Origin of the sequence: Streptomyces sp. NPDC017056 (assembly GCF_044332485.1) — a bacterium.
In the GTDB taxonomy this organism is placed as follows: domain Bacteria; phylum Actinomycetota; class Actinomycetes; order Streptomycetales; family Streptomycetaceae; genus Streptomyces.
The window spans coordinates 147,224-171,784 of sequence record NZ_JBIRPD010000009.1 but is presented as its reverse complement, the minus strand read 5'-3'; the positions used below and the strand labels follow the sequence as shown (position 1 = coordinate 171,784).

Below are 24,561 nucleotides of genomic sequence, written 5' to 3'. Positions count from 1 at the left end.
ATCTTCGCCGCCCCTACCACGGATCAGCCGTCCTTGAAATCACCGGCCGCGACCCGCAGCGGCCGCAGCATCGTGAAGATCTCCGCGCACTCCTCGGCGTCGTAGGCGCCCAGGCCGAAGTCCATCGCCATCAGGTCGCGGGTGGCCCGGTCGCAGGTCTCGCGCCCCCGGTCGGTGATGGAGGCGAGCGTGCCGCGCCCGTCGTTCGGGTTCGGGCGCTTGTCGACCAGCCCGGACTTCACCAGCCGGTCCACGGTGTTGGTCACCGAGGTCGGGTGGACCATCAGCCGCTCGCCGATCTTCGACATGGGCAGCTCCCCCGCCTTGGAGAAGGTGAGCAGCACCAGCGCCTCGTACCGCGCGAACGTCAGCCCGTACGGCTTGAGGACCGCGTCCACCTCGGACAGCAGGATCTGGTGGGCGCGCATGACCGAGGTGATCGCGGCCATGGACGGCACGGCTCCCCAACGTCGCTGCCACAGTTCATCGGCGCGGGCGATGGGGTCAAAGGCGAGACTGAGCGGCTTCGGCACGCCTTCGACCCTACCGGTCGGTCATATCGTGGTCAGCCCCGTCTCAGTTTTCGGTACCCGTACGGGGTCACGCCGGGATACCCGCGGCATCGGGGGCCGGGAACCGGTCACCGCCGGTCCGCCGTACCTCGGACACCACCAGCAGCACGGACACCGCCCCCACCACGCCGCCCGCCGGCATCACCACCCACAGTGGGGCGTACTCGGCGGCGGCGCCTGCCGCGCCCATCCCCAGGCCCATGATCGTCATACGTCCCGCCTGCATCACCGTCATCGCCTGCCCCAGCAGCTCGTCGGGGACGGCGGCCACGAACCAGCGGTCCACGCCGAAGTTGTACGCGATGCCGGTGCCGGTCAGCACGAGCAGCAGGACCGCCCAGCCGAGCGAGGGCCGCGCGGCGAACCCCAGGGAAGGCAGCACGCAGAAGACACCCAGCGGGAACGTCAGCCGGGCACGGGCACGCGGGCCGAGGAAGGTGCCGGCCAGGGCCTCGCCGGTGATCGCCCCGACCGGCATGGCACACAGCAGCAGCCCCCCGGCGGCGAACCCGGCCAGTTGCCCGCTCTGGTTGATGATGCGGATCACCGAGCGCCCCAGGACGAACAGGTCGCCCTCGCCCAGGACGTCGCCGAGCGTCGCGGCCCGTGTACGCGGGGAGCCGGTGAGCCGGTGGACGAGCACGGACAGGGCGATCTCGCACAGGACCACGCCGAGCGTGGACAGGAGGTGCGCGGCGAAGACGTGGCGGAATTCCGGTACGGCGAAGACGGCCCGGTATCCGGCACCGGCCTCCCGGTCCGCACCGGGCCCGGAGGGCGGTGGCATGGCGGCAGCGTGCCGACGCGGCCGCCGGGACCCCAGTCTTTCGTCCACAGCCGAATGCGTGCCGGGACGGGTTTCCGGCCGGGAAGAGTTAAGAGAGGGCAAGGAAAAGGGGGGCCACGGCCATGCCGCTGGACATGCGCTTCGGCGCGGAGGACCTGCTGCGCATCCGCTTCGGCATCTCGCCGCTGTGCGAGACGCACGAGGCCGTACGGACGCTGCAACACACCGACCGGCACAGCTACCACCTGCCGTGGCTGCGGCGGATGCGCGAGGCGCTGACCGGACTCGACCTGTCCGCGCTGCGGCTCCTGATGCCGTCCCCGCAGCCCGGCTACACCCCGGACTTCCTGGGCCCGCCACCAAAGTCGCCGCTCGCCTCCTTCGACGAGGAGCTGGCGCGGGTACGGGCCACGGACCCGGCCATCGCCCGCGCCGAGCTGGCCAAGTCGCTGGCCTGCACGCCGGGCGCCGCCGACTCCCCGCAGGGACGCGCGATGCTGGCCGACCCGGCGGGCGCCGTACGGGAACTGGCCGACGTCACCGAACGGGCCTGGCACGCGCTGCTGGCCCCGGACTGGCCGCGGCTGCGCGCCCTGCTGGAGGCCGAGGTCGCCTACCGGTCACGGCAGCTGGCGACCGGCGGGCTGGCGGGGCTGTTCGCCGACCTCGACCCGCGGATCACCTGGTCGGGCGACACCCTCACGGTGCGCACCCGCGCCCGGTTCCTCCAGATCCAGGACCTGGACGGGCGGGGCGTGCTGCTGATGCCGAGCGTCTTCGTGTGGCCCGACGTGATCAGCGCCTTCGAACCGCACTGGCAGCCCACCGTCGTCTACCCGGCACGCGGCATCGGCGGGCTGTGGAACGAGCCGGAGACGGGCCCGGCGCTGGCCAGGCTGCTCGGCGTGAACCGGGCCGCGGTGCTCACGGCGCTGCACGAGCCCGCGTCCACCACGGCCCTGGCCCACCGGCTGGGGCTCGCGCCCTCGTCGGTCTCGGCGCAGCTGTCCGTGCTGCGCGACGCCGGGCTGCTGACGTCGCGCCGGCACGGGCACCAGGTGCTGTACGAGCGCACGCCGCTGGGCATCGCGCTCAGCGCGGGCGGCGCGCTGCCGGACTGAGAGCGCGCGGGCGGGGGTCGGTCCCTCAGCCTTCGGAGCCCGCCGCGAGGTGGCGCTCGACGGTCTCGACCTTGGAGGTGAGGCCGTCGGTGACACCGGGCCTGATGTCGGCCTTCAGGACGAGCGACACGCGTCCGGCGCGGGCCTCCACGGCGGCCACGGCGCGCTTGACGACGTCCATGACCTCGTCCCACTCGCCCTCGACGGAGGTGAACATGGCGTCCGTACGGTTGGGCAGCCCGGACTCGCGGACCACCCGTACGGCGTCGGCGACGTACTCACCGACGTCTTCACCCACCCCCAGCGGGCTCACCGAAAATGCGACGATCATGCGTTGACCACGCCTTCCCTGCGGGCGCGCGCGGCGATGACGACGGCCTCGGCCTCCCGCTTGAGGCGGCGGTCGGCGATGAACCCGCCGGTCGGCACGATGGACAGGGCGAAGTAGAGGGCGGCGGTCCCGAAGGACCACTTCGTGCGGTTCCAGGCGTCCAGCCAGAAGAGCACGTACAGGATGAACAGCACGCCGTGCACCGGGCCCAGGACCGGCACCGCGTTGAAGTCGGTCGTGTACTTCAGGATGGTGCAGACGATCAGCAGCAACCAGGAAGCGGCTTCGGGCACGGACGCCAGGCGGAGCCGGCGCAGGGCGGATGCGGTCTTGATGTCCACGGGAACCTCGTTCGGGTGGCAGGTGGCGACACGGGGCGCTTGTGCGTCATTTCACAAGAGCGTCACCATTGTTGCAGGCCCGCAAAGGATCACTGTTCAGGGGTCGGCACGCCGGTTACCTTCGATCCTGTGGCTCAGTTTCGGCTCCAGGGGAGCAAAGTGCTCGCCGTCGACATGACCGGCGATGCCGTGAAGGCGAAGAACGGCTCGATGGTCGCCTACGACGGCCAGATGACGTTCAAGAAGATGACCGGCGGCGGTGACGGGCTGCGCGGCATGGTCACCCGCCGGCTGACCGGCGAACAGATGGAAGTGATGGAGGTGAAAGGCCACGGCACCTGCTATTTCGCCGACCGCGCCAGCGAGATCAACCTCGTACAGCTGCACGGCGAGAAGCTGTACGTGGAGTCCAGCAACCTGCTGTGCACGGACGCGTCGCTGCGCACCGGCACCACCTTCACCGGGCTGCGCGGCGCCTCGCAGGGCAACGGCCTGTTCACCACCACCGTCGAGGGCAGCGGCCAGGCCGCGATCATTTCCGACGGCCCCGCCGTGGTGCTGCGCGTCACCAAGCAGTACCCGCTCCAGGTCGACCCCGGCGCGTACGTCGCGCACACCGGCGACCTCAAGCAGCACTTCCAGTCCGGAGTGAACTTCCGCACCTTCATAGGAGAAGGCTCCGGCGAATCCTTCCAGATCCGCTTCGAGGGCGAGGGCCTGGTGTACGTACAGCCCAGCGAGCGCAACACGATCGGCGGGGAGGTCTGATGCCGTTCACCCCCGTCAACTCCCGCATGGTGCGCGCGCAGATCGGCCCGGGGCAGCGGATGTACAGCCAGCGCGGCGCGATGCTCGCCTACCAGGGCGACGTCAGCTTCACCCCCAATATCCAGGGCGGCCAGGGCGGCATCGGCTCGATGATCGGCCGCCGTATCGCCAACGAGGCGACGCCCCTGATGACCGTGGAAGGGAGCGGAACGGTCCTTTTCGGCCACGGCGGCCACCACATCCACGTCGTCGACCTGACCGGCGAGACCCTGTACGTCGAGGCCGACCGGCTGCTCGCCTTCGACGGGACGCTCCAGCAGGGCACGATGTTCATGGGGTCGCAGGGCGGCGTGATGGGCATGGTGCGCGGCCAGGTGACCGGCCAGGGCCTGTTCACCACGACCCTCAAGGGACAGGGGGCGGTGGCCGTGATGGCGCACGGCGGCGTCATCGAGCTGCCGATCACCCCGCAGCGGCCCGTACACGTCGACCCGCAGGCGTACGTGGCGCACCGCGGCGACGTCCGCAACAAGCTCTCCACGGCCCTCGGCTGGCGCGACATGGTCGGCCGCGGCTCGGGAGAAGCGTTCCAGCTGGAGCTGTCCGGCCAGGGCACCGTCTACGTACAGGCGTCGGAGGAGAAACTGTGACCGGTCCCGTCATCCACGACCCCCACACGCTCCCCTCGGACGACAACGTCAACGACTACACGTTCAGCGTGGACCTGAACGGCCAGTGGTTCCTGCAGAAGGGGAAGATGATCGCCTACTACGGGCGGATCGACTTCCAGGGCATCGGGCACGGCGCGCTGGACCGCCTCGTCGCCCACAGTTTCCATTCGCCTTTGCACGCGGCGGACTGGGTCGTCGCCGAGGGCCAGGGCAAGATGCTCCTCGCCGACCGGGCATTCGACGTCAATTCCTACGATTTGGAAGACGGCAACCTGACCATTCGCTCGGGCAACCTGCTCGCCTTTCAGCCATCTCTGTCGCTGAAGCAGTCGATCATCCCGGGCTTCCTGACGCTCATCGGCACGGGCAAGTTCGTGGCCGCCTCCAACGGCCCGGTCGTCTTCATGGAGCCGCCGATCCGGGTGGACCCGCAGGCCCTGGTGGGCTGGGCCGACTGCCCCTCGCCCTGCCACCACTACGACCACCAGTACCTGCGCGGATTCCTCGGCGGCGTACGGGCGCACACGGGCCTGGGCGGAGTCTCCGGCGAGGAGCACCAGTTCGAGTTCGTCGGGGCCGGCACGGTGCTGCTCCAGTCCACCGAGCAGCTGATGCCGGAGCTGGCCACGGGCGAGATCACGGCCGATGCGGGGGTGCCGGGCGGGGGCGAGGCAACTCGCCAAAGTGGCTCACAACTGCCGCAGCTCCCGGGCGGGCTCGGGGGCCTCCAGCGCCGCTTCGGGCTGTGAGCGGTAGTCTGCGGACGGTGACCTCGAACGCCTGAGCAAGCGCCTGAGCCACGTCACAGAGCCATGACTAATTCGATATTCAACTTTCACGGGTAGAATTCATTCATGACGACCGACAGCGACACTCCCTGGCTGACCGACCGGGAGCAGCGTGCCTGGCGCACCCACCTGGACGTCAGCAGGCTGCTGATGCACCAGCTGGAGCGCGATCTGCAGCCGTTCGGACTGACCAACAACGACTACGAGATCCTGGTCAACCTCTCCGAGGCCGAGGACCGGCGGCTGCGCATGAGCGACCTGGCCGCCGCCACCCTCCAGTCCAAGAGCCGCCTGTCCCACCAGATCACCCGGATGGAGAACGCCGGCCTGGTGCGCCGCGAAAGCTGCGAGTCCGACCGCCGCGGCCTCTACGCGGTACTGACCGACGAAGGCTGGGACACCATGCGCCGGGTCGCGCCGCACCACGTCGCATCCGTACGCCGGCACTTCATCGACCTGTTCACCCCCGAGAACCTCGACTCCCTGAGAGAGTCCCTGGCCCCGGTGGCCGAACATCTCAGAGGCCGCCGCGGCAAGATCTGACGGCTACACCGCCGGCAGCCGCAGTGCGAACACCGAACCCTCGCGCACGGCCAGCGTGCCGCCGTGCCGCTCGGCGACGTCACGGGCGATGGCGAGGCCCAGACCGGCCCCGCCGTCGTCGCGGCTGCGGGCGTCGTCCAGCCGCACGAACCTCTCGAAGATCCGCTCCCGCTCCTCCGGCGGTACCCCGGGCCCGTCGTCCTCGACCCGCAGCACGGCCCACCCGCCCTCACGCGCCACACTCGCCCGTACGCTGCCGCGCGCGTGCCGCTGCGCGTTGTCCAGCAGATTCCCCAGCACCCGCCCGAGCTGGCTCCGCGACCCGGCGACCTCCACCCCCGCCAGCTCGCCCACCTCCACGGCGAACCGGTCCCCCACCCGCTGCGAGACCTCCTCCCGCACCAGCGCCGCCAGGTCGATCCGCGCGTCCGCCGGCCGCTCCCCCGCGTCCAGCCGCGCCAGCAACAGCAGGTCGGCCGCCAGGTTCTGCAGCCGTACGGCGTCCTCCACCGCGCCCTCCGCGTCCAGCAGCTCCGGGTGCGCGATCCCCACCTCCAACTGCGTCCGCAAGCTCGCGATCGGGCTGCGCAACTCGTGCGAGGCGTCCGCGACGAACCGCCGCTGCCGCTCCACCGACTCCTGGAGCGCGCCCAGCGTCTCGTTGGTCGTACGGGCCAGCCGGTCGATCTCGTCCCGCGACCCCGGCTCCGGCACCCGCCGCGACAGGTCGGCGCTGGCCGTGATCGCCGCCATCTCCCTCCGGATCCCCTCCACCGGCCGCAGCGCCCGCCGCGTCACCAGCCAGGTCACCCCCGCCACCACCAGCAGCAGGCAGGGCAGCCCGATGAGCATCGCGGTACGCACCGAGCCCACCGCCTCCTGCTCCGCCGCCAACGGTGCCCCGGCCCGTACGACGGCCTTGCCGCCCTGAGTGTCCTTGGCCTCGACGGTGGCGAACCGGTAATCCGCCGTACGGTGGCCGACCGTCGCCGTACCACCGGTGAGCCGCGCCTTGTCCCCGACCTCGCCCGGCTTGATCTCGTGATCGTCGTCGTCATCGTCGTCCGGCTGCCGCGCGGCCGGCGGATGCCGCTCCGTCACGGCCTTCCCGTCCACCGCCCGCACGTCCTCACCCGCCGCCAGCACCCGCCCGTCCTCGGACAGCACCACCACCGGACGCTCGTCCCCGTCCGGCAGATCCAGCTTCTCGTACGGCTTGCCGGTCGCGATCTGCGTCGCGACCTCCCGCGCGGCGTTCTCCGCCTGCAGATCCGCCTGACCCACCAGATTGGTCTTCAACACCAGCAGCAACGCCGTCCCCGCCGCGACCAGCGCCAACGCCACCACCAGCGAGGCACCCACCGCGGCCCGGACCCGGACCTTCCCGAAAACCCTACGCACCGGACACCAGCCGGTACCCGGCACCACGCACCGTCGCAATCATGCCCGCGCCCAGCTTCCGCCGCAGCGCGCTCACGTACACCTCGACGATGTTGATGTCGCCCTCGTACGCGAAATCCCACACATGCTCCAAGATCTCCGCCTTCGACACCACGTCGCCCGCGCGCAACGCCAACTGCTCCAACACGGCGAACTCCTTCGCCGTCAACACCACTTCCACACCGCCGCGCTCCACACGGCGCGCCCCCTGGTCGATGCTCAACTCCCCCAGCCGCAACACGGGCAACGCCGTCCGCCCACGGCGGCGCAGCAGCGCCTTCACCCGCGCCACCAGCACCACATACGAAAACGGCTTCGTCAGATAGTCGTCCGCGCCGGTGTCCAGCCCCTCCGCCTCGTCGTACTCCCCGTCCTTGGCCGTCAGCATCAGCACCGGCACGTCATGCCCCGCCGCGCGCAGCGCCGCGCACACGCGATAGCCGTTCATCCCCGGCAGCATGATGTCCAACACCACCAGGTCGTACGCGCCCTCACCCGCCCGGTGCAGCCCTTCGAGGCCGTCGTGCACCACATCGACCGCGTACCCCTCGGCCGTCAGCCCCTTGGCCAACGACACAGCCAGCCGCTTCTCGTCCTCCACGATCAACAGACGCATGCGCCCACGATGCCATCGCGTTGCTGAAGCCCGCTTCAGGTGACTTCAGCCTGGCTTCAGCTTCCCTCCGCCACGGTGGATCACGTCATCGAGCACGACACCCACCGGGGAGAGATCACCATGAAGCGCAACATCGTCATCGCCACGGTGGCCGCGGCGGCGGCCGCCGTCATCGGCGGCGGAACCGCGGTCGCCTTCGGCGACTCCGGGACGACGTCCTCGACGCCGAAGGCGTCTTCGACGCCGAGTGCGTCTTCGACGCCGCGGTCCAGCGTCAGCGTTCCCGACGACGACGTCAACGAGGACGCGCGCGAGGCCAAGGCGGCCTCCGTATCCGCCACGCAGGCCGCCACCTCGGCCCAGAAGGCCGCCCCCGGCACCGTCACCGGCATCGACCTCGACGAGGACCGGCCCGGCCTGGTCTGGGAGGTCGACATCCTCGGCAAGGACGACAAGTGGCACGAGGTCACGCTGGACGCGGGCAACGGGAAGGTGCTGGGGCAGCACGAGGGCGACGGGGTCGCCGGGGTCCGTGCGGAGCTGCGGGGGGCTGCGGTCGGCGCCGCGCAAGCGGCGGATCGGGCTGCCGCCTCGTATGGGACGGCCACGTCTGTCGACCTGGACGACGACCACCGTGCGGTGGCTGTCTGGGAAGTTGAGACCGTGTCCAAGGACGGCAAGGAGCACAAGCTGAACGTTGACTTGAAGTCTGGGCAGGTCACGGTTGCGACTGTCGTCGGTGACGGCGAAGACGACTGACGCGCTGCGCGCGGGCTTTGCGCTTCGCGCGGGGGTGCAACTGGTTTCGTTTGGGGTCGGGGCCGCGCAGGGGGGTGACTCCTCACCGCACTCGCGGACGCCATGTCTTGAACGCTGAACCTGGTGTAGCGAGCTGTCGGCTGCGGGGACACCCCCCTGCACGTCCCCTCCGGCCGGTTCCGCACCCCCGCGCGAGTGGGGGTGGAGAAGAAGAAAAACCACCAGCAGCGCAGCAACCAGGAGGCGGCCTCCTCGCCACCGGGGACCCACCCCGGGAAGACAAAGAACTGCCCCCTTTGGGGGGCCTCGGCCACGACGGCGGGGTGGCCGCGCTCCGGGCCCGGGGCCGGGGACACGCAGGGGGCTCCCCGCAGCCGACACGTCGCAACACCAGGTTCAGCTTTCAAGACAAGGCTTCCGCGACTGCGGTGAGGAGAGACCCCTGCGGGGCCCCGGCCCCCCACCCACCGGACCGAACGCGCAAACGCGCGCAGCGCGACCAGGCAAGCGCAAAACCGCGCGCCAGCGCGCTACGCGCTACGCGCGCTCCGTCAGGCCCGCCACCAGCTCGTCCGCCGCAGCGTACGGGTCCAGTGCACCCGCCACGATGCGTTCGGCCAGGACGTCCAGGCGCTGGTCGCCCCGCAGGTCGCCGATCCGCTCCCGTAGCTGGGTGACGGCGATTGTTTCGACCTCGCGGGCCGCCCGCGCTCGGCGTCGAGTCGCCAGGGTGCCGTGTTCCTCGGTCCACGCGCGGTGCTTTTCCAGGGCCTCGACGACCTCGTCGAGGCCCTCGCCCCGCGCCGCGACCGTTTTGACGATCGGCGGACGCCAGTCGCCGGGCGCGCGGGCCTCGCCGAGGCCGAGCATGTGGTTGAGTTCGCGGGCCGTCGCGTCGGCGCCGTCCCGGTCGGCCTTGTTGACGACGTAGACGTCGCCGATTTCGAGGATGCCGGCCTTGGCTGCCTGGATGCCGTCTCCCATGCCGGGAGCGAGGAGCACCATCGTGGTGTCGGCTTGGCCGGCGATGTCCACTTCGGACTGGCCGACGCCGACGGTTTCCACGAGGACCACGTCGCAGCCGGCCGCGTCGAGTACGCGGATCGCCTGGGGGGCGGCCCATGCGAGGCCGCCCAGGTGGCCTCGGGTGGCCATGGAGCGGATGTAGACGCCGGGGTCGGACGCGTGTTCGGACATGCGGACGCGGTCGCCGAGGAGGGCGCCGCCGGAGAAGGGGGAGGACGGGTCGACGGCGAGGACGCCGACCCGTTTGCCTGCCCGGCGGTAGGCGGTGACCAGGGCGGAGGTGGTGGTGGATTTGCCTACGCCGGGGGAGCCGGTCAGGCCCACCACGTATGCCTGGCCCGCCAGGGGGGCCAGGGCCGCCATCACCTCGCGCAGCTGCGGGGACGCGCCCTCCACCAGCGAGATCAGCCGGGCCACGGCCCGCGGCCGGCCCTGCCGTGCCTGGTCCACCAGTTCGGGGACGTCCACCACTGCCCAGCTCCTCCCACCTCGGTTGCGCGTACGCGGATTGGTTGCGTGTACGCGGGTTACTTGCCCGGTACGCGGATGATCAGCGCGTCGCCCTGGCCGCCGCCGCCGCACAGTGCCGCCGCGCCGACGCCGCCGCCGCGCCGGCGCAGTTCCAGGGCGAGGTGGAGGACGATGCGGGCGCCGGACATGCCGATCGGGTGACCGAGCGCGATGGCCCCGCCGTTGACGTTCACCTTTTCCGGGGATACCCCGAGGTCCTTCATTGACTGGACGGCCACCGCGGCAAACGCCTCGTTGATCTCGATCAGGTCAAGATCCTCGACGGTGAGACCGGCCTTGCCCAGCGCGTGGCGGATCGCGTTGCTGGGCTGGGACTGGAGGGAATTGTCCGGGCCTGCCACGTTTCCGTGCGGGCCGATTTCCGCGATCCACTCCAGGCCCAGTTCCTCGGCCTTGGCCTTGCTCATGACGACCACCGCGGCGGCGCCGTCGGAGATCTGGGAGGAGGTGCCGGCGGTGATGGTGCCGTCCTTGGAGAAGGCGGGGCGGAGCTTGGCGAGGGTCTCGGTGGTGGTTTCCCCGCGGATGCCCTCGTCCTTGCTGAAGACGACCGGCTCGCCCTTGCGCTGCGGGATTTCCACGGGGGTGATCTCGGCCTCGAAGAGGCCGTTCTTCTGGGCGGCGGCGGCGCGCTGGTGGGAGCGGGCGGCGATCTCGTCCTGTTCGGCGCGGCCGATGCCCAGGCGCGTGTTGTGCTTCTCGGTGGACGCGCCCATGGCGATGTTCTCGTACGCGTCGGTGAGGCCGTCGTGGGCCATCGAGTCGAGCATTTCGACGGCGCCGTACTTGAAGCCCTCGCGGGACTTGGGCAGGAGGTGGGGCGCGTTGGTCATGGACTCCTGGCCGCCGGCGACGACCACGTCGAACTCGCCGGCGCGGATCAGCTGGTCGGCGAGGGCGATGGCGTCGAGGCCGGAGAGGCAGACCTTGTTGACGGTCAGCGCCGGGACGCTCATGGGGATGCCGGCCTTGACGGCGGCCTGGCGGGCGGGGATCTGGCCGGCGCCGGCCTGGAGCACCTGGCCCATGATCACGTACTGCACCTGGTCGCCGCCGATGCCCGCCCGGTCCAGCGCCGCCTTGATGGCCGCACCCCCCAGGTCGGCGCCGGAGAAGCTGCGCAGGGATCCCAGCAGGCGGCCCATGGGGGTACGGGCGCCCGCGACGATCACGGAGGTGGTGCTGGACGTACCGTTCGCTGTCGACATCAGCGCGGCCCTTCCTGTACAGGGAGGTTAACGAGGGTTCCCGTCAATGTACTGAGCGGTAGGCGCCGGGTCACCGGGCTGCGGGTGTGATCGCGCGCACGTTGCGTAACCGCGCGTGCGAGCGGTGCACTGGAGGCATGCTGACGCGAATCGACCACATCGGGATCGCCTGCGAGAACCTCGACGCGACCGTCGAGTTCTACCGCGCCACGTACGGCTTCGAGGTGTTCCACACCGAGGTCAACGAGGAGCAGGGCGTCCGCGAGGCCATGCTCAAGATCAACGATACGTCGGACGGCGGCGCCTCGTACCTCCAGCTCCTGGAACCCACCCGGGCGGACTCCGCGGTGGGCAAGTGGCTCGCCAAGAACGGCGAGGGGGTGCATCACATCGCCTTCGGTACCGCGGACGTGGACGGGGACGCCGGGGCCATCCGGGACAAGGGGGTGCGGGTGCTCTACGACGAGCCGCGGGTGGGCTCCATGGGGTCGCGGATCACTTTTCTGCACCCCAAGGACTGCCACGGCGTACTGACCGAACTGGTCACCGCGGCCCCCCACGAGGGAACTGCCGCCCCCGCTTCCTCGTCTACCTCCACGACAGAGCACTGACCTTTCCCTTCCCCGGCCGGTAGAGTGCACCTTCGGCCGGGGGCCGGGTCGGGGCTCGGTCCACACTCCGCCGATGATCTGACACCATTTCTTCGGAAGGGTCAGCTCCAGCACGCGTTGCGCACGAGGCATTTCGCGCTGCGAACGGGCAGATGGGAGCCGGCCGCCACCATGACCAGGGGACGGATGGGACCGCGCAGTGCGGGGCAACGACCGCTACGAGGCTGACGACCACCTCTCGCAGTTCGAGGCCGAGATGGAGCGGCTGAAGACGGAGCGGGACAAGGCGGTCCAGCACGCCGACGACCTCGGATACCAGGTCGAGGTGTTGCGAGCCAAGCTCCACGAGGCGCGGCGCACCATCGCGGCCCGCCCCGCTTACGACAACGTCAGCCACCAGGCCGAGCAGCTGCTGCGCAACGCCCAGATCCAGGCCGACCAGTTGCGTACCGACGCCGAGCGCGAGGTGCGCGAGGCGCGCGCCCAGACGCAGCGGCTGTTGCAGGAGCAGGCCGAGCGCCAGGCGCGCCTGGAGGCCGACCTGCACGCCGAGGCGGTGGAGCGGCGCCGCCGGCTGGACGAGGAGCTGAACGAGCGCCGCCAGACCGTCGAGTCGCACGTCAACGAGAACGTGGCCTGGGCGGAGCAGCTGCGCTCCCGTACGGAGGCGCAGGCGCGCCGTCTCCTGGACGAGTCGCGGGCCGAGGCCGAGCAGGCGCTGACCGCCGCCCGCGCCGAGGCGCAGCGGCTGGCCGAGCAGACCCGCGCGCGGCTGGGCAGCGAGGCCGAACAGGCGCGTACCGAGGCCGACGCGATCCTGCGCCGGGCCCGTACGGACGCCGAGCGGCTGCTGAACGCCGCCTCCAGCCAGGCCCAGGAGGCCACGGACCAGGCCGAGCAGCTGCGCACCAGTGTCGGTACGGAGTCCGAGGAGGCGCGGCGCCAGGCCGCCGAGCTGACGCGGACCGCCGAGGAGCGGATGCAGGAGGCCGACCGCGCGCTGCGCGAGGCCCGCGCCGAGGCGGAGAAGCTGGTCTCCGAGGCGCAGGAGAACGCCGCCAAGCGGCTGTCGGCCGCCGAGTCGGACCAGGAGCAGCGGCTGCGGACGGCCAAGGCGGAGATCGCCCGGCTGGTCGCCGAGGCCACGAAGGAGGCCGACGCCCTCAAGGCGGAGGCCGAGCAGCTGCGCGCGGACGCCCGTACGGAGGCGGAGCGGCTGGTCGCCGAGGCGCAGGAGGCCGCCCGTTCCAAGGCGGCGGAGGACTCCGCCGCGCAGCTCGCGAAGGCCGCGCGGTCCGCCGAGGAGGTGCTGACCAAGGCGTCCGAGGACGCCAAGGCCATCACGAAGGCCGCCGCCGAGGAGGCCGAGCGGGTCCGCGGGGAGGCCGAGGCCGAGGCGGACCGGCTGCGCGGCGAGGCGCACGACACCGCCGAGCAGCTCAAGGGCGCCGCCAAGGACGACACGAAGGAGTACCGCGCCAAGACCGTCGAGCTCCAGGAGGAGGCGCGCCGGCTGCGTGGGGAGGCCGAGCAGCTGCGGGCCGAGGCCGTCGACGAGGGCGACCGGATCAGGGCCGAGGCGCGCCGCGAGGCGGTCCAGCAGATCGAGGAGGCGGCGGGTACCGCCGAGGAGCTGCTGGCCAAGGCGAAGTCCGACGCCGAGGAGACGCGTTCGGGCGCGAGCGCGGAGAGCGAGCGGCTGCGCACCGAGGCCGTCGAGCGGGCCACGGCGCTGCGCAAGCAGGCCGAGGAGCTGCTGGAACGCTCCCGCGCCGAGGCCGAGGAGCTGCGCGGCGAGAGCGAGGAGGCCGCCGCCGCGCTGCGCGCCGAGGCCGAGGAGGCCGCGCGCCGGCTGCGTACGGAGGCCGAGGAGGCCGCCGCCGAGCGCCGGGCCGAGGCGCAGGAGGAACTGGACCGGCTGCACGCCGAGGCGGCGGAGAAGGTCGCCGCGGCCGAGGAGTCGCTGCGCGACGCCCGCGGCGAGGCCGAGAAGCTGCGCCGGGAGGCGCAGGAGGAGGCCGCCAGGCTCAAGGCCGAGTCGGCGGAGCGGCTGCGGGTGCTCCAGCAGCAGGCCGAGGACGAGGCCGAGCGGCTGCGTACGGAGGCGGCGACCGATGCGTCCGCCGCGCGCGCCGAGGGCGAGTCCGTGGCCGTACGGCTGCGCAGTGACGCCGCCGCCGAGGCGGAGCGTCTGAAAACCGAGGCCAAGGAGACCGCCGACCGGGTGCGCGCGGAGGCCGCTGCCGCCGCGGAGCGCACCGGCGCGGAGGCCGCCGAGGCGCTGGCCGCCGCCCAGGAGGAGGCGGCCCGCCGCCGCCGGGAGGCCGAGGAGCTGCTCGGCGAGGCCCGCGAGGAGGCCCACCAGGAGCGCACGGACGCGCGCGAGCAGAGCGAGGAGCTGCTCGCCTCGGCCCGTAAGCGGGTGGGCGAGGCGCAGGCCGAGGCGGAGCGGCTGGTCGAGGAGGCGGACCGGCGCGCCGCCGAGCTGGTGGCCGCGGCGGAGCAGACCGCCCAGCAGGTGCGGGACGCGGTCGCCGGGCTGCACGAGCAGGCCGAGGAGGAGATCGCCGGGCTGCGTTCGGCCGCCGAGCACGCCGCGGAGCGTACGCGGACCGAGGCGCAGGAGGAGGCCGACCGGGTACGGGCGGACGCCTACGCGGAGCGCGAGCGCGCCTCCGAGGACGCGGCGCGCACCCGGCGCGAGGCGCAGGAGGAGGCCGAGGCCGCCAAGTCGCTGGCGGACCGCACGGTTTCGGAGGCCATCGCGGAGGCCGAGCGGCTCCGCGCGGAGGCCGACAGCACGCTGGACGAGGCGCGCGAGGCGGCGGGCCAGGCCCGTACGGACGCCGCCGAGCAGGCCGACACGCTGATCGCGGAGGCCACCGCACAGGCCGAGAAGATGGTGGCGGACGCCTCCGCCAAGGCGCAGCAGCTGCGTACGGACGCGTCCGACGCGCTGGCCTCGGCCGAGCAGGACGCCAACCGCGCCCGCGCGGAGGCCCGCAACGACGCCAACCGGATGCGTTCGGACGCCGCCGAGCAGGTGGACCGGCTCGTCACCGAGGCGCGCGCGGAGGCCGAACGGATCGTCACCGAGGCGACCGAGCTGACCTCTTCGGCACAGGACGACGCGGACCGCACGGTCCGCGAGGGCCGGGAGGCCGCCGAGCGGCTGCGGGCCGAGGGCGAGCAGCGGGCCGCGGAGCTGGTCGCGGAGGCGACCGCCGAGGCCGAGCGGCTGCGCGCCGAGGCGGCCGAGGCGCTGGAGACCGCGCGCCAGGAGGCCGAACGCATCGGCGACCAGGCGCGGGAGGCGGCGAACAAGACCCGTTCGGACGCCGCCGAGCAGGCCGACCAGCTGATGTCCGAGGCCGGCGGCGAGGCCGAGAAGCTGCGTGCGGACGCCGCCGAGGCCACCGCGGCGGCCGAGCGGGAGGCGGACCGTACCCGGGCCGACGCCCGCGAGCAGGCGGACCGGATGATCGCCGAGGCCACGGCCGAGGCGGACCGGCTGCGCGCCGAGGCGGCGGACACCGTCGCCTCCGCGCAGGAGCACGCCACCCGTACGCGTGCGGAGTCCGCGCAGATCAAGGAGGACGCGGAGGCGGAGGCCGACCGGCTGCGCACCGAGGCCCTGGAGGAGTCGGAGCAGACCGTCGACGCGGCCCGCAAGGACGCGGCGCAGCGCCGTGCGGACGCCGCCGAGCAGGCCGACCAGCTGATCGCCAAGGCCCAGGAGGAGGCGTTGAAGGCGGCGACCGCCGCCGAGGAGCAGGCCGACCGGATGGTGGGCGCGGCCCGCAAGGAGGCCGAGCGGATCGCCGCCGAGGCCACCGCCGAGGGCAACGCGATGGTCGAGAAGGCCCGTACGGACGCGGACACGCTGCTGAGCGAGGCCCGCGGGGACGCCACCGCGATAAGGGACCGCGCCGAGGAGCTGCGGGCCCGTATCGAGAGCGAGGTCGAGGAGCTGCACGACCGGGCCCGCCGCGAGTCGTCGGAGACGATGAAGAACGCCGGGGAGCGTGTCGACAAGCTGATCGCGCAGGCCACGCAGCAGCAGGCGGAGGCCGAGGAGAAGGCCAAGCGGATGGTGTCGGACGCCAGCAGCGAGGCGAGCAAGGTGCGCATCGCCGCGGTGAAGAAGGCGGAGGGGCTGCTCAAGGAGGCCGAGCAGAAGAAGGCCGAGGCCGTACGGGAGTCGGAGCGGCTGCGCGCCGAGGCCCGCGCGGAGGCGGAGCGGATCGTCGAGGAGGGCCGGCGCGAGCTGGAGGTGCTGGTGCGGCGCCGTAAGGACATCAACGCGGAGATCTCCCGTGTCCAGGATGTCCTGGAAGCGTTGGAATCTTTCGAGGCACCCGCGAACGGTGGCGGCAAGGAGGGGGCGAAGGCCGCCGCGGGAGCGGGCGCAACTCGTTCGAGTGGCAAGCAGTCTGAGGGGTAGCCACCCGAATGAGGGGCCATTCTCCACTTCAAACGCGCATTGACTCGATGACACGCCGTTGCGGCCCCTAGGATTCCCTTTATCACCTCACCGGTCTCTTTCGACAGGAACCCCATGAGCGACACTTCCTCCCCCTACGGCTTCGAGCTCGTGCGGCGTGGGTACGACCGCGGTCAGGTGGACGACCGCATTTCGAAGCTGGTCGCCGACCGCGACAGCGCCCTGGCCCGCATCACCTCCCTGGAGAAGCGGATCGAGGAGCTGCACCTCGAAACGCAGAACGCCCAGGCCCAGGTCAACGACGCCGAACCGTCCTACGCGGGCCTCGGCGCGCGCGTCGAGAAGATCCTCCGGCTCGCGGAGGAAGAGGCGAAGGACCTGCGCGAGGAGGCCCGCAGGGCCGCCGAGCAGCACCGCGAGCTGGCCGAGTCGGCTGCCCAGCAGGTCCGCAACGACGCCGAGCAGTTCGCGTCGGAGCGCAAGGCCAAGGCCGAGGACGAGGGCGCCCGTATCGTCGAGAAGGCCCAGGGCGAGGCCACCGCGCTGCGCGCCGAGGCGCAGAAGGACGCGCAGTCCAAGCGGGAGGAGGCGGAATCCCTCTTCGAGGAGACCCGCGCCAAGGCCGCGCAGGCGGCGGCGGACTTCGAGACGAACCTGGCCAAGCGCCGCGAGCAGTCCGAACGGGACCTGGCCTCGCGTCAGGCCAAGGCGGAGAAGCGGCTCGCGGAGATCGAGCACCGGGCGGAGCAGCTGCGGCTGGAGGCCGAGAAGCTGCGCACGGACGCGGAGCGCCGGGCTCGCCAGACGGTGGAGACGGCGCAGCGCCAGGCCGAGGACATCGTGGCCGACGCGAACGCCAAGGCGGACCGGATCCGCAGCGAGTCGGAGCGGGAGCTGGCGGCGCTGACCAACCGCCGGGACTCGATCAACGCCCAGCTGACGAACGTCCGCGAGATGCTCGCCACGCTGACCGGCGCGGCGGTCGCCGCGGCCGGCACCCCGGCGGACGAGGAGCCCATCTCCCGCGGCGTCCCGGCGCAGCAGTCGCGCTGAGGCGCCGTTCGTCGTTGTGACGCCGGTGCGGCCGGCCGACGGGTTTCCCCGCCCGTCCCCGTGACGGCCGCCACCTCGTGCGACGGCACGCAGGCACCGCCCGCCCGCCCCGCCTTCCTTCGGGAGGCCGGGCGGGCGGAATGCTTTCAGCAGTCGTACGGCACGTTCGGGTACCGGCCCCCAGGTGCCCGGTTTGTCCGAGATGCGGGGCTCCGGGACCGCGTTTAGCGTGCTGTACATGATCGAGATCGCGGGGCTGACCAAGCGCTACGGGGAGAAGCTCGCCGTGGACGGGCTGACCTTCACCGTGCGGCCCGGCATCGTCACCGGGTTCCTCGGCCCCAACGGCGCCGGCAAGTCCACGACCATGCGGATGGTGCTCGGCCTCGACCACCCGACGTCGGGCCGGGTCCGTATCGACGGGCGGCACTACCGTCAGCTGTCCGAGCCCCTGCGGCACGTCGGCGCCCTGCTGGACGCCAAGGCCCTGCACGGCGGCCGCAGCGCCTTCAACCACCTGCTGTGCCTGGCGCAGAGCAACGGCATCCCGCGCGCCCGCGTCCACGAGGTGCTGGACACCGTCGGGCTGACCGCGGTGGCCAAGAAGCGCTCGAAGGGCTTCTCGCTGGGCATGGGGCAGCGGCTGGGCATCGCCGGGGCGCTGCTCGGCGACCCCGAGATCCTCATGTTCGACGAGCCGGTCAACGGGCTCGACCCCGAGGGCATCCACTGGATCCGCAACCTGATGAAGGGTCTGGCCGCCCAGGGCCGTACGGTCTTCGTCTCCTCCCACCTGATGAGCGAGATGGCGCTGACCGCCGAGCACCTGATCGTCATCGGGCAGGGCCGGCTGCTCGCGGACACCTCGATGCCGGAGTTCATCCGGCAGAACTCCCGCTCGTACGTACGGATGCGGTCGCCGGAGCGCGAGCGGCTGCTCGACGTGCTCGGCGGCGCCGGGTTCGCCGCGGTGGCGGCCGGCGACGCGGTGGAGGTCGACGGGGCGAGCGCCGCCGACCTCGGCGAACTGGCCGCGCAGCACCGTCTCGTCCTGCACGAACTGAGCCCGCAGCAGGCGTCCCTGGAGGAGGCGTTCATGCAGCTGACCGCCGGGTCGGTGGAGTACCACGCGCATACGGACGGGCCGCGCCCGGCGGCACCGGAGGACGGCCTGCCGGGCGCGCCGCCGCCTCCGGGCACACCGGGGGCGCCGACGGCCGGCGGGCCGCCCGGCCCGGACGCCTGGGGCGCCGGCTGGCGCGGCAAGAAGCGGGGGGCGTGACGATGGCGGCGGTCCCCCAGGTCCTGCGGTCGGAGTGGACCAAGATCCGTTCGGTGCGGTCCACGGTGTGGACGCTGGGCATCGCGCTGGTCGTCACCGTCGCGCTGGGCGCGCTGATCTGCCTGCTCGCCTCGAACGACTTCGGCACCATGTCGCCGCGCGACCGGCTCGCCTTCGACCCCACGAACGTCAGCTTCGCCGGGATGGGCCTGGGCCAGCTCGCGATGATCGTCTTCGGGGTGCTGGTGGTCTCCAACGAGTACGGCACCGGCATGATCCGCACCTCGCTCGCCGCCGTACCGCAGCGCGGCGTCTTCCTCTTCTGCAAGATCGCCGTCGCGGCGCTGCTCGCCCTCGTCGTCTCCTTCGTGACGGCCTTCCTCGCCTTCTTCATCGGGCAGGCCATGCTGGGCGAGCACGCGGCGGCCCTCGGCGACCCCGGCGTGCTGCGCGCCGTCGTGGGCGGCGGGCTGTACATGACCCTCATCGCGGTGTTCTCGATGGGCGTGGCGGCGATGCTGCGCAGCCCCATGCTGTCGCTCGGCATCCTGATGCCGTTCTTCTTCCTGATCTCCAACATCCTGGGCAACGTCTCGGCCACCAAGAAGGTCGGCTGGTACCTGCCCGACCAGGCGGGCCAGAAGGTGATGCAGGTGGTGCCGCCCGCGGGCAGCGACGTGCCGTACGGGCCGTGGGGCGGGTTCGCCATCATGCTGGCGTGGACGGCCGCCGTACTGTTCTGCGGATACGCGCTGCTCAAGCGGCGGGACGCCTGAGTCCCCGCGGCCCCACCCGCCCCGGTGCCCGCGTTTTGACGGGAACCGTCAACCGCCCGATAACCTCCTAACCCTTACGGGGGTACGAGAGCACCTCTGCCCCGAACCATTTCTGAGGGGCGGAGAATGATCGAGGCAGTCGGCCTGACGAAGCGCTACGGCGCCAAGACGGCCGTGCACCAGCTGTCGTTCCAGGTGCGTCCGGGCACCGTCACCGGCTTCCTGGGGCCCAACGGCTCCGGCAAGTCGACGACGATGCGCATGATCCTGGGACTCGACACCCCGACCGAGGGGCGCGTCACGATCGGCGGCATCCCGTTCCGCAAGGTGCCCAACGCCCCGCGGCACGTCGGCGCGCTGCTCGACGCCAAGGCGGTGCACGGCGGCCGCAGCGCGCGCCAGCACCTGCTCTCGCTCGCCCAGCTCTCCGGCATCCCGGCGCGCCGGGTCGACGAGGTACTCGGCGTGGTCGGCCTCCAGGACGTCGCCCGCAAGCGCTCCAACGGCTTCTCGCTCGGCATGGGCCAGCGGCTGGGCATCGCGGCGGCGCTGCTCGGCGACCCGCAGGTGCTGCTCTTCGACGAGCCAGTCAACGGCCTGGACCCCGAAGGCATCCTGTGGGTCCGCAACCTGATGAAGCAACTGGCCTCCGAGGGCCGTACGGTCTTCGTCTCCTCGCACCTGATGAGCGAGATGGCGCTGACCGCCGAGCACCTGATCGTCATCGGCCGCGGGCAGCTGCTCGCCGACATGTCGGTCAAGGACTTCATCTCGGCCAACTCCGCCGACTTCGCCCGGGTCCGCACCCCCGACACCGAGCCGGCGCTGCGCGAGAAGCTGGGCTCGCTGCTCGGCGAGGCGGGCGCCCAGGTCGTACCGGAGCAGGACGGCGCGCTGCGCGTCACCGGGCTGCCGCTCCCGCGCATCAGCGACCTCGCCCACGACGCGGACATCCGCCTGTGGGAGCTGTCGCCGCACCAGGCGTCCCTGGAAGAGGCGTACATGCGGCTGACGCAGAGTGTCGTGGACTACCGCTCGACGACCGACCAGCGGGCGGGCCTCCAGCAGGTCGCGCCCGGTTACGGGCAGCAGGGGCCCGGTATGCCGGGGCAACCGCCGCAGGGGTACGCGCCCGGAGCGCCGCAGCCGGGCCCGTACGGGCAGCAGCCCAACCCCTATGCGCAAGGCCCCGGCGGCGCGCCGGGCCAGGGCTACCCGCCGCCGATGGCCGGCCAGGGGGCGCCGTACGGGCAGCCCAACCCGTACGGGCAGCCGCAGGCCGGCGCGCCGGCGCCGATGCCGCCCGCCCAGCCCGCCGCCCCCGCCGACATCTCCAAGCCCCACAACGAGGACGCCCGATGACCAGCCCTCAGCAGCCGCAGCAGCAGCCTGAGCCGCACGACACCGACGCCCCCGGCGCCGGCGTTCCGATGCCTCCCGCCGGGGCTCCGGAGCCGCCGGCGCAGCCGCCTGCCGACGCTCCCGGCACGATGATGCTCCAGGCGCAGCAGCAGCCGGCCGGTTCTCCCGGCACGATGATGCTTCAGGCCCAGCAGCCGCCGGCCCCGCACGGCACGCCTGCCCAGCACGCCCCGCACGGCGCGCCCAAGGACGCGGGCACCATGATGCTCCAGGCGCAGCAGCCGCCCGCGGGCCCCGTGCCCCCGCAGCAGCCGTACCAGCAGCAGCCCGGCCAGGAGGCCCACGCGGGCGGGCAGCCGCAGATCCCGGCGGCCTGGCAGGGCGGCGGCCCCGGCGGCGCCGCCCCGGGTTACGTCTCGCCGATCCCGGTCCGCCGCACGAACCTGGGCCACGCCCTCGCCTCCGAGTGGACGAAGATCCGCTCGGTGCGCTCCACGATGTGGACGCTGGGCGCGATGATCATCCTGGTCGTCGGCGTCGGCCTGCTGACGGCGCTGGCGCTGTCCACCACCGACCAGACCTTCGACCCGCTGCTGGGCGGTGCCTGGTTCGGCCTGCTGCTGGGGACGCTGTGCGTCATCCCCCTCGGCGTGCTGGTGATCTCCTCCGAGTACGGCACGGGAATGATCCGTACGACGTTCACGGCCTGCCCCAGCCGGGCGCGGGTGCTGACCGCCAAGGCGATCGTCCTGTTCGCGCTCACCTTCGTCATCACCACGGTCTCCACGACCCTGGTCTCGCTGCTGCACGCGGGCATGCTCGACGGCCCGGCACCGACGGGCGACCAGTGGCTGCGCGCCACGGTCGGCGCCGGTCTGTACGTGGCCCTGCTGAGCCTGCTGGCCATGGGCGCGGGCTCGCTGCTGCGGCACTCGGCGGGCGCCATCAGCGCGATGACGGGCCTGGTCCTGCTGCCCATGCTGCTGGCCGTGTTCATGATCGGTTCGGAGAGCCTGCAGCCGCTCGCGAAGGCGATGATCCAGTACTCGATCCCCAGCAGCCTCGGCGCGATCTACGGCCAGCCGTTCCTGCCCGGCGGGCCGGAGGGCTGGCAGCCGCTGCTCGTCCTCGCGGGCGTCACCGCCGTCGTCCTCGGCGGCGCGTACGCCGCGCTGGAGAAGCGCGACGTCTGACGGGGACCCTTCTCAGTACCTCGGCGCGTTACGGGACCGCTGGAGCTTCGCGCTCCGGCGGTCCCGTGCGTTCCAGCACGCCTTGTGCCAGTGTCTGCGGTCGTCCACGTCCCCGTGCCGGGGCCAGGCCACCACGTGCGGCACCCCCGGCGGGATCTCCTGGTCGCACCCCGGGCACCGGTAGTGCTTGGCCGCCCCGCCACCCCCCAGGTGCCGTACGACCCACTCCTCGCCGCGCCACTCCTCCGTACGTTCGAGACCGTAGCGGCCCCCGCCCGTGAGGTCGGCTGGCTTCTCACCGCCGCGGGGACGGTTTCGACGCGGAGACACTGGGCACCTCGGGAAATCTGCGGGGTCACGGGCCGTCACCACCCTACGCGGCTCCGTACGGGGCGATGCCGCCTACCACAATCCTGCGATCATCGGGGAACTTCGCCCCCAGGCCGTGCCCTTGGCACGTGTCACACGTTGTTGCGTATTAGGGGGATGTCGCGTCGGCTGCGAGGAGGCAGAAGAGCGATGCGCGTTGGGGCTTTCATCCTGGCCGCTCAGTTTCCCGGCCAGGGACAGGGGGAGGCACTGCACCGGGCGGTGCGCTCGGCGGAGATCGCGGAGGAGGCCGGGCTCGATGCGGTCTGGCTGGCGGAGCACCACTTCGTGCCGTACGGAGTGTGCCCGTCGGCGGCCACGCTCGCCGCGCTGATGCTGGGGCGTACGCACCGCATCGGCGTCGGCACGGCCGTCAGCGTGCTGCCGACGCAGCACCCGGTCACCCTCGGGGAACAGGCGGCGCTGCTGCACCTGACCACCGGCGGGCGGTTCACCCTGGGTGTCGGCCGCGGCGGCCCGTGGGTCGACCTGGAGGTCTTCGGCTCGGGACTGGCCGCGTACGAACGACACTTCCCCGAGTCGCTGGACCTGTTGCTGCGCTGGCTGCGCGACCCCCGGGTCGGCGCCGCGGGGGAACGTCACTCCTTCCGGGAGGTCGCGGTGGTGCCGCGGCCCGCCGAGTCGCTGGAGCGGCCGGCCGGCCCGCCGGTCGTCGTGGCGTGCACCTCGTCCGGGTCGGTGCGGCTGGCCGCCGAGCGCGGCCTGCCGATGCTGCTGGGCATGCACTGCGGCGACGAGGACAAGGCGGAGATGGTCGCGCTGTGGCGCCGGTCCGCGCTGGCGTCCGGGCGGGACCCGGACGAGGTGGCGGCGGCGGAGCACGTCTCGGCCGGAGTGGTGCAGATCGCCGACACCCGCCAGGGCGCCGCCGAGGTCCTCACCAAGGCGATGCCGGGCTGGCTGCGGCGCGGCCTGGCGGCCCACGAGACGGTGGACGGCCGCTACCGCGCCATGCGCGACCCGCTGGCGTATACGGAACTGCTCTGCGATTTGCATCCGGTGGGCCCGCCGCGGCTGTGCGCCGACCGGCTCGCGGCCTCGGCGGAGCGGACCGGCATCCGGCGCTTCGCGCTGCTCGTCGAGGGGTCGGGAGATCTCGCGGCCACCGAGGAGAACGTACGGCGGCTGGGCGCCGAGGTGCTGCCGCGGCTCGGGTGAGCCGGGCGTGGCGGGCCGGGTGCCCGGCCCGCCGCGTCCGCCGGTGACGCCGCGGTGCGGTCCCCCCGCGCCCGGCGCGTTGGCGCCGTTCCTCGGGACCGCGTCCGCAGCACGCCCTATGGCGTGTCACAAGTGCCCGCGCCACCAGGCGAGTTGCCTCGTACTGCCACCGCCGCACCGGCACCGTACGGCGCCGCGTCCCCGCGTACGCGGCGGCAGCGCCCGGTCAGCAGTCGCGCAACCGGGGCGACTGGTTCAGCAGCTGGCCCCGGACCGAGGTGAACTTGGCCAGCCTGTCGTCCGCCGACGGGCCGAGCGGGAAGACCGCGACCCGGTGACAGTTCTGGAACGCCAGACGCACGCCGAAATGGCGCTCCAACGACCCGCGTATCGCGTCACTCGCCAGCGCGCGCAGCAACTGACCGCGCGCCTGCTCGTCCGGCGGCGGCGTCTGGTTGTCGGCGAACTGGCCGCCGTCCACCTTCAGCCGGGCCACCAGGGAGCTGATCATCCCCCATGCGTAGGGCAAGGAGGTCCGGACGCAGTCGACAAATTCCGCTTCGTCGACCTCGCCTCGCTCGGCCTGTTCGAGGAGGGCCGGTGAGACGTCGAGCGACATGAGGTTCTCCTCTCGCGGCCCCGCCGGGACGGGGCCTCAGGGATGGGACGGGAGGATCACGACGGAGCGTGTCCGTATCACGACCCCCTGCTTCCACGTTATGCCGCGCACCCGGCCCGCACCAGGAGATTGCAGAGACAACCGGCCGGGCGCGTACGGGGCCTTCCAGGG

24 protein-coding genes are annotated in these 24,561 nt (G+C 72.3%); 14 read left to right on the top strand and 10 right to left on the bottom strand.

Going from position 1 to position 24,561, the window contains the following annotated elements; translation table 11 throughout:
• Positions 1–23: 23 nt before the first annotated feature.
• Together ACH4OW_RS18350 and ACH4OW_RS18345 are read right to left on the bottom strand one after the other, a co-directional pair.
• Positions 24–533 (bottom strand): MarR family transcriptional regulator, encoded by a 510-nt coding sequence (locus tag ACH4OW_RS18350; RefSeq protein WP_360135547.1) that lies wholly within the window; start codon positions 531–533, stop codon positions 24–26.
• A gap of 67 nt (positions 534–600) precedes the next feature.
• Positions 601–1,359: a hypothetical protein gene (locus ACH4OW_RS18345; protein ID WP_398028880.1), complete on the bottom strand. Its 759-nt coding sequence runs from the start codon at positions 1,357–1,359 to the stop codon at positions 601–603.
• A 122-nt stretch (positions 1,360–1,481) separates the two neighbouring features.
• Between ACH4OW_RS18345 and ACH4OW_RS18340 the strand changes: the two genes are divergently transcribed.
• Positions 1,482–2,480, top strand: a complete 999-nt coding sequence (locus ACH4OW_RS18340; protein WP_360135549.1) for a DUF5937 family protein — start codon at positions 1,482–1,484, stop codon at positions 2,478–2,480.
• Between the two features lie 25 nt (positions 2,481–2,505).
• Here the strand turns inward: ACH4OW_RS18340 and ACH4OW_RS18335 are convergent, their stop codons facing one another.
• Positions 2,506–2,811 (bottom strand): MTH1187 family thiamine-binding protein, encoded by a 306-nt coding sequence (locus ACH4OW_RS18335; protein WP_398028878.1) that lies wholly within the window; start codon positions 2,809–2,811, stop codon positions 2,506–2,508.
• Positions 2,808–3,152, bottom strand: a complete 345-nt coding sequence (locus ACH4OW_RS18330) for a DUF3817 domain-containing protein (RefSeq protein WP_360135553.1) — start codon at positions 3,150–3,152, stop codon at positions 2,808–2,810. Before ACH4OW_RS18330 ends, ACH4OW_RS18335 begins: the two co-directional genes overlap by 4 nt.
• A gap of 159 nt (positions 3,153–3,311) precedes the next feature.
• Here ACH4OW_RS18330 and ACH4OW_RS18325 point away from each other — a divergent pair, with 159 nt between their 5' ends.
• The 4 genes from ACH4OW_RS18325 to ACH4OW_RS18310 all read left to right on the top strand — a co-directional run bounded on the left by ACH4OW_RS18325 (position 3,312) and on the right by ACH4OW_RS18310 (position 5,922).
• Positions 3,312–3,920: an AIM24 family protein gene (locus tag ACH4OW_RS18325; protein WP_398029085.1), complete on the top strand. Its 609-nt coding sequence runs from the start codon at positions 3,312–3,314 to the stop codon at positions 3,918–3,920.
• Complete coding sequence (locus ACH4OW_RS18320; RefSeq protein ID WP_360135557.1) at positions 3,920–4,570, top strand: AIM24 family protein; 651 nt, start codon at positions 3,920–3,922, stop codon at positions 4,568–4,570. Before ACH4OW_RS18325 ends, ACH4OW_RS18320 begins: the two co-directional genes overlap by 1 nt.
• Positions 4,567–5,340, top strand: a complete 774-nt coding sequence (locus ACH4OW_RS18315; RefSeq protein WP_360135559.1) for an AIM24 family protein — start codon at positions 4,567–4,569, stop codon at positions 5,338–5,340. Before ACH4OW_RS18320 ends, ACH4OW_RS18315 begins: the two co-directional genes overlap by 4 nt.
• Positions 5,341–5,445: 105 nt before the next feature.
• Entirely contained in the window at positions 5,446–5,922 is a 477-nt protein-coding gene (locus tag ACH4OW_RS18310; RefSeq protein ID WP_360135561.1) for a MarR family transcriptional regulator, read from the top strand.
• Between the two features lie 3 nt (positions 5,923–5,925).
• Here the strand turns inward: ACH4OW_RS18310 and ACH4OW_RS18305 are convergent, their stop codons facing one another.
• The gene (locus tag ACH4OW_RS18305; RefSeq protein ID WP_360135563.1) at positions 5,926–7,323 is read right to left on the bottom strand and encodes a HAMP domain-containing sensor histidine kinase; all 1,398 of its coding nucleotides are present in this window, start codon (positions 7,321–7,323) and stop codon (positions 5,926–5,928) included.
• A complete protein-coding gene (locus ACH4OW_RS18300; protein ID WP_360135565.1) occupies positions 7,316–7,978 on the bottom strand; it encodes a response regulator transcription factor in 663 nt (220 codons plus the stop codon). Before ACH4OW_RS18300 ends, ACH4OW_RS18305 begins: the two co-directional genes overlap by 8 nt.
• Positions 7,979–8,053: 75 nt before the next feature.
• Between ACH4OW_RS18300 and ACH4OW_RS18295 the strand changes: the two genes are divergently transcribed.
• A complete protein-coding gene (locus tag ACH4OW_RS18295) occupies positions 8,054–8,737 on the top strand; it encodes a PepSY domain-containing protein (RefSeq protein ID WP_398028874.1) in 684 nt (227 codons plus the stop codon).
• 537 nt (positions 8,738–9,274) lie between these two features.
• Here the strand turns inward: ACH4OW_RS18295 and meaB are convergent.
• Both meaB and ACH4OW_RS18285 read right to left on the bottom strand, forming a co-directional pair.
• Entirely contained in the window at positions 9,275–10,234 is a 960-nt protein-coding gene (gene meaB, locus ACH4OW_RS18290; RefSeq protein ID WP_398028872.1) for a methylmalonyl Co-A mutase-associated GTPase MeaB, read from the bottom strand.
• A 56-nt stretch (positions 10,235–10,290) separates the two neighbouring features.
• Positions 10,291–11,466 (bottom strand): acetyl-CoA C-acetyltransferase, encoded by a 1,176-nt coding sequence (locus ACH4OW_RS18285; protein ID WP_360132305.1) that lies wholly within the window; start codon positions 11,464–11,466, stop codon positions 10,291–10,293.
• 173 nt (positions 11,467–11,639) lie between these two features.
• Here ACH4OW_RS18285 and mce point away from each other — a divergent pair, with 173 nt between their 5' ends.
• From mce to ACH4OW_RS18250, 7 genes are all read left to right on the top strand, one after another.
• Positions 11,640–12,113, top strand: coding sequence for a methylmalonyl-CoA epimerase (gene mce / locus ACH4OW_RS18280; RefSeq protein ID WP_398028870.1), 474 nt, complete (start codon positions 11,640–11,642; stop codon positions 12,111–12,113).
• A 199-nt stretch (positions 12,114–12,312) separates the two neighbouring features.
• Positions 12,313–16,557: a polarized growth protein Scy gene (scy, locus tag ACH4OW_RS18275; RefSeq protein WP_398028868.1), complete on the top strand. Its 4,245-nt coding sequence runs from the start codon at positions 12,313–12,315 to the stop codon at positions 16,555–16,557.
• Between the two features lie 114 nt (positions 16,558–16,671).
• A complete protein-coding gene (locus ACH4OW_RS18270) occupies positions 16,672–17,610 on the top strand; it encodes a cellulose-binding protein (RefSeq protein ID WP_360132029.1) in 939 nt (312 codons plus the stop codon).
• Between the two features lie 238 nt (positions 17,611–17,848).
• Positions 17,849–18,892, top strand: a complete 1,044-nt coding sequence (locus ACH4OW_RS18265; protein ID WP_360132032.1) for an ABC transporter ATP-binding protein — start codon at positions 17,849–17,851, stop codon at positions 18,890–18,892.
• A 2-nt stretch (positions 18,893–18,894) separates the two neighbouring features.
• Complete coding sequence (locus ACH4OW_RS18260; RefSeq protein ID WP_360132308.1) at positions 18,895–19,668, top strand: ABC transporter permease; 774 nt, start codon at positions 18,895–18,897, stop codon at positions 19,666–19,668.
• A gap of 126 nt (positions 19,669–19,794) precedes the next feature.
• A complete protein-coding gene (locus ACH4OW_RS18255; protein WP_398028865.1) occupies positions 19,795–21,030 on the top strand; it encodes an ABC transporter ATP-binding protein in 1,236 nt (411 codons plus the stop codon).
• Positions 21,027–22,223, top strand: coding sequence for an ABC transporter permease (locus tag ACH4OW_RS18250; protein ID WP_398028863.1), 1,197 nt, complete (start codon positions 21,027–21,029; stop codon positions 22,221–22,223). The genes ACH4OW_RS18255 and ACH4OW_RS18250 overlap by 4 nt, the downstream gene beginning before the upstream one ends.
• 12 nt (positions 22,224–22,235) lie before the next feature.
• On the opposite strand, the gene ACH4OW_RS18245 is transcribed toward ACH4OW_RS18250, so the two are convergent.
• Positions 22,236–22,553 (bottom strand): ATP/GTP-binding protein, encoded by a 318-nt coding sequence (locus ACH4OW_RS18245; RefSeq protein WP_360132041.1) that lies wholly within the window; start codon positions 22,551–22,553, stop codon positions 22,236–22,238.
• A 189-nt stretch (positions 22,554–22,742) separates the two neighbouring features.
• On the opposite strand from ACH4OW_RS18245, the gene ACH4OW_RS18240 reads away from it, so the two are divergent.
• A complete protein-coding gene (locus tag ACH4OW_RS18240; RefSeq protein WP_360132044.1) occupies positions 22,743–23,771 on the top strand; it encodes an LLM class flavin-dependent oxidoreductase in 1,029 nt (342 codons plus the stop codon).
• 226 nt (positions 23,772–23,997) lie between these two features.
• Here the strand turns inward: ACH4OW_RS18240 and ACH4OW_RS18235 are convergent, their stop codons facing one another.
• Positions 23,998–24,390 carry an SCO5389 family protein gene (locus ACH4OW_RS18235; protein WP_360132047.1) on the bottom strand — a complete coding sequence of 131 codons (393 nt, stop codon included), beginning with the start codon at positions 24,388–24,390 and terminating at the stop codon, positions 23,998–24,000.
• Between the last annotated feature and the right edge of the window lie 171 nt (positions 24,391–24,561).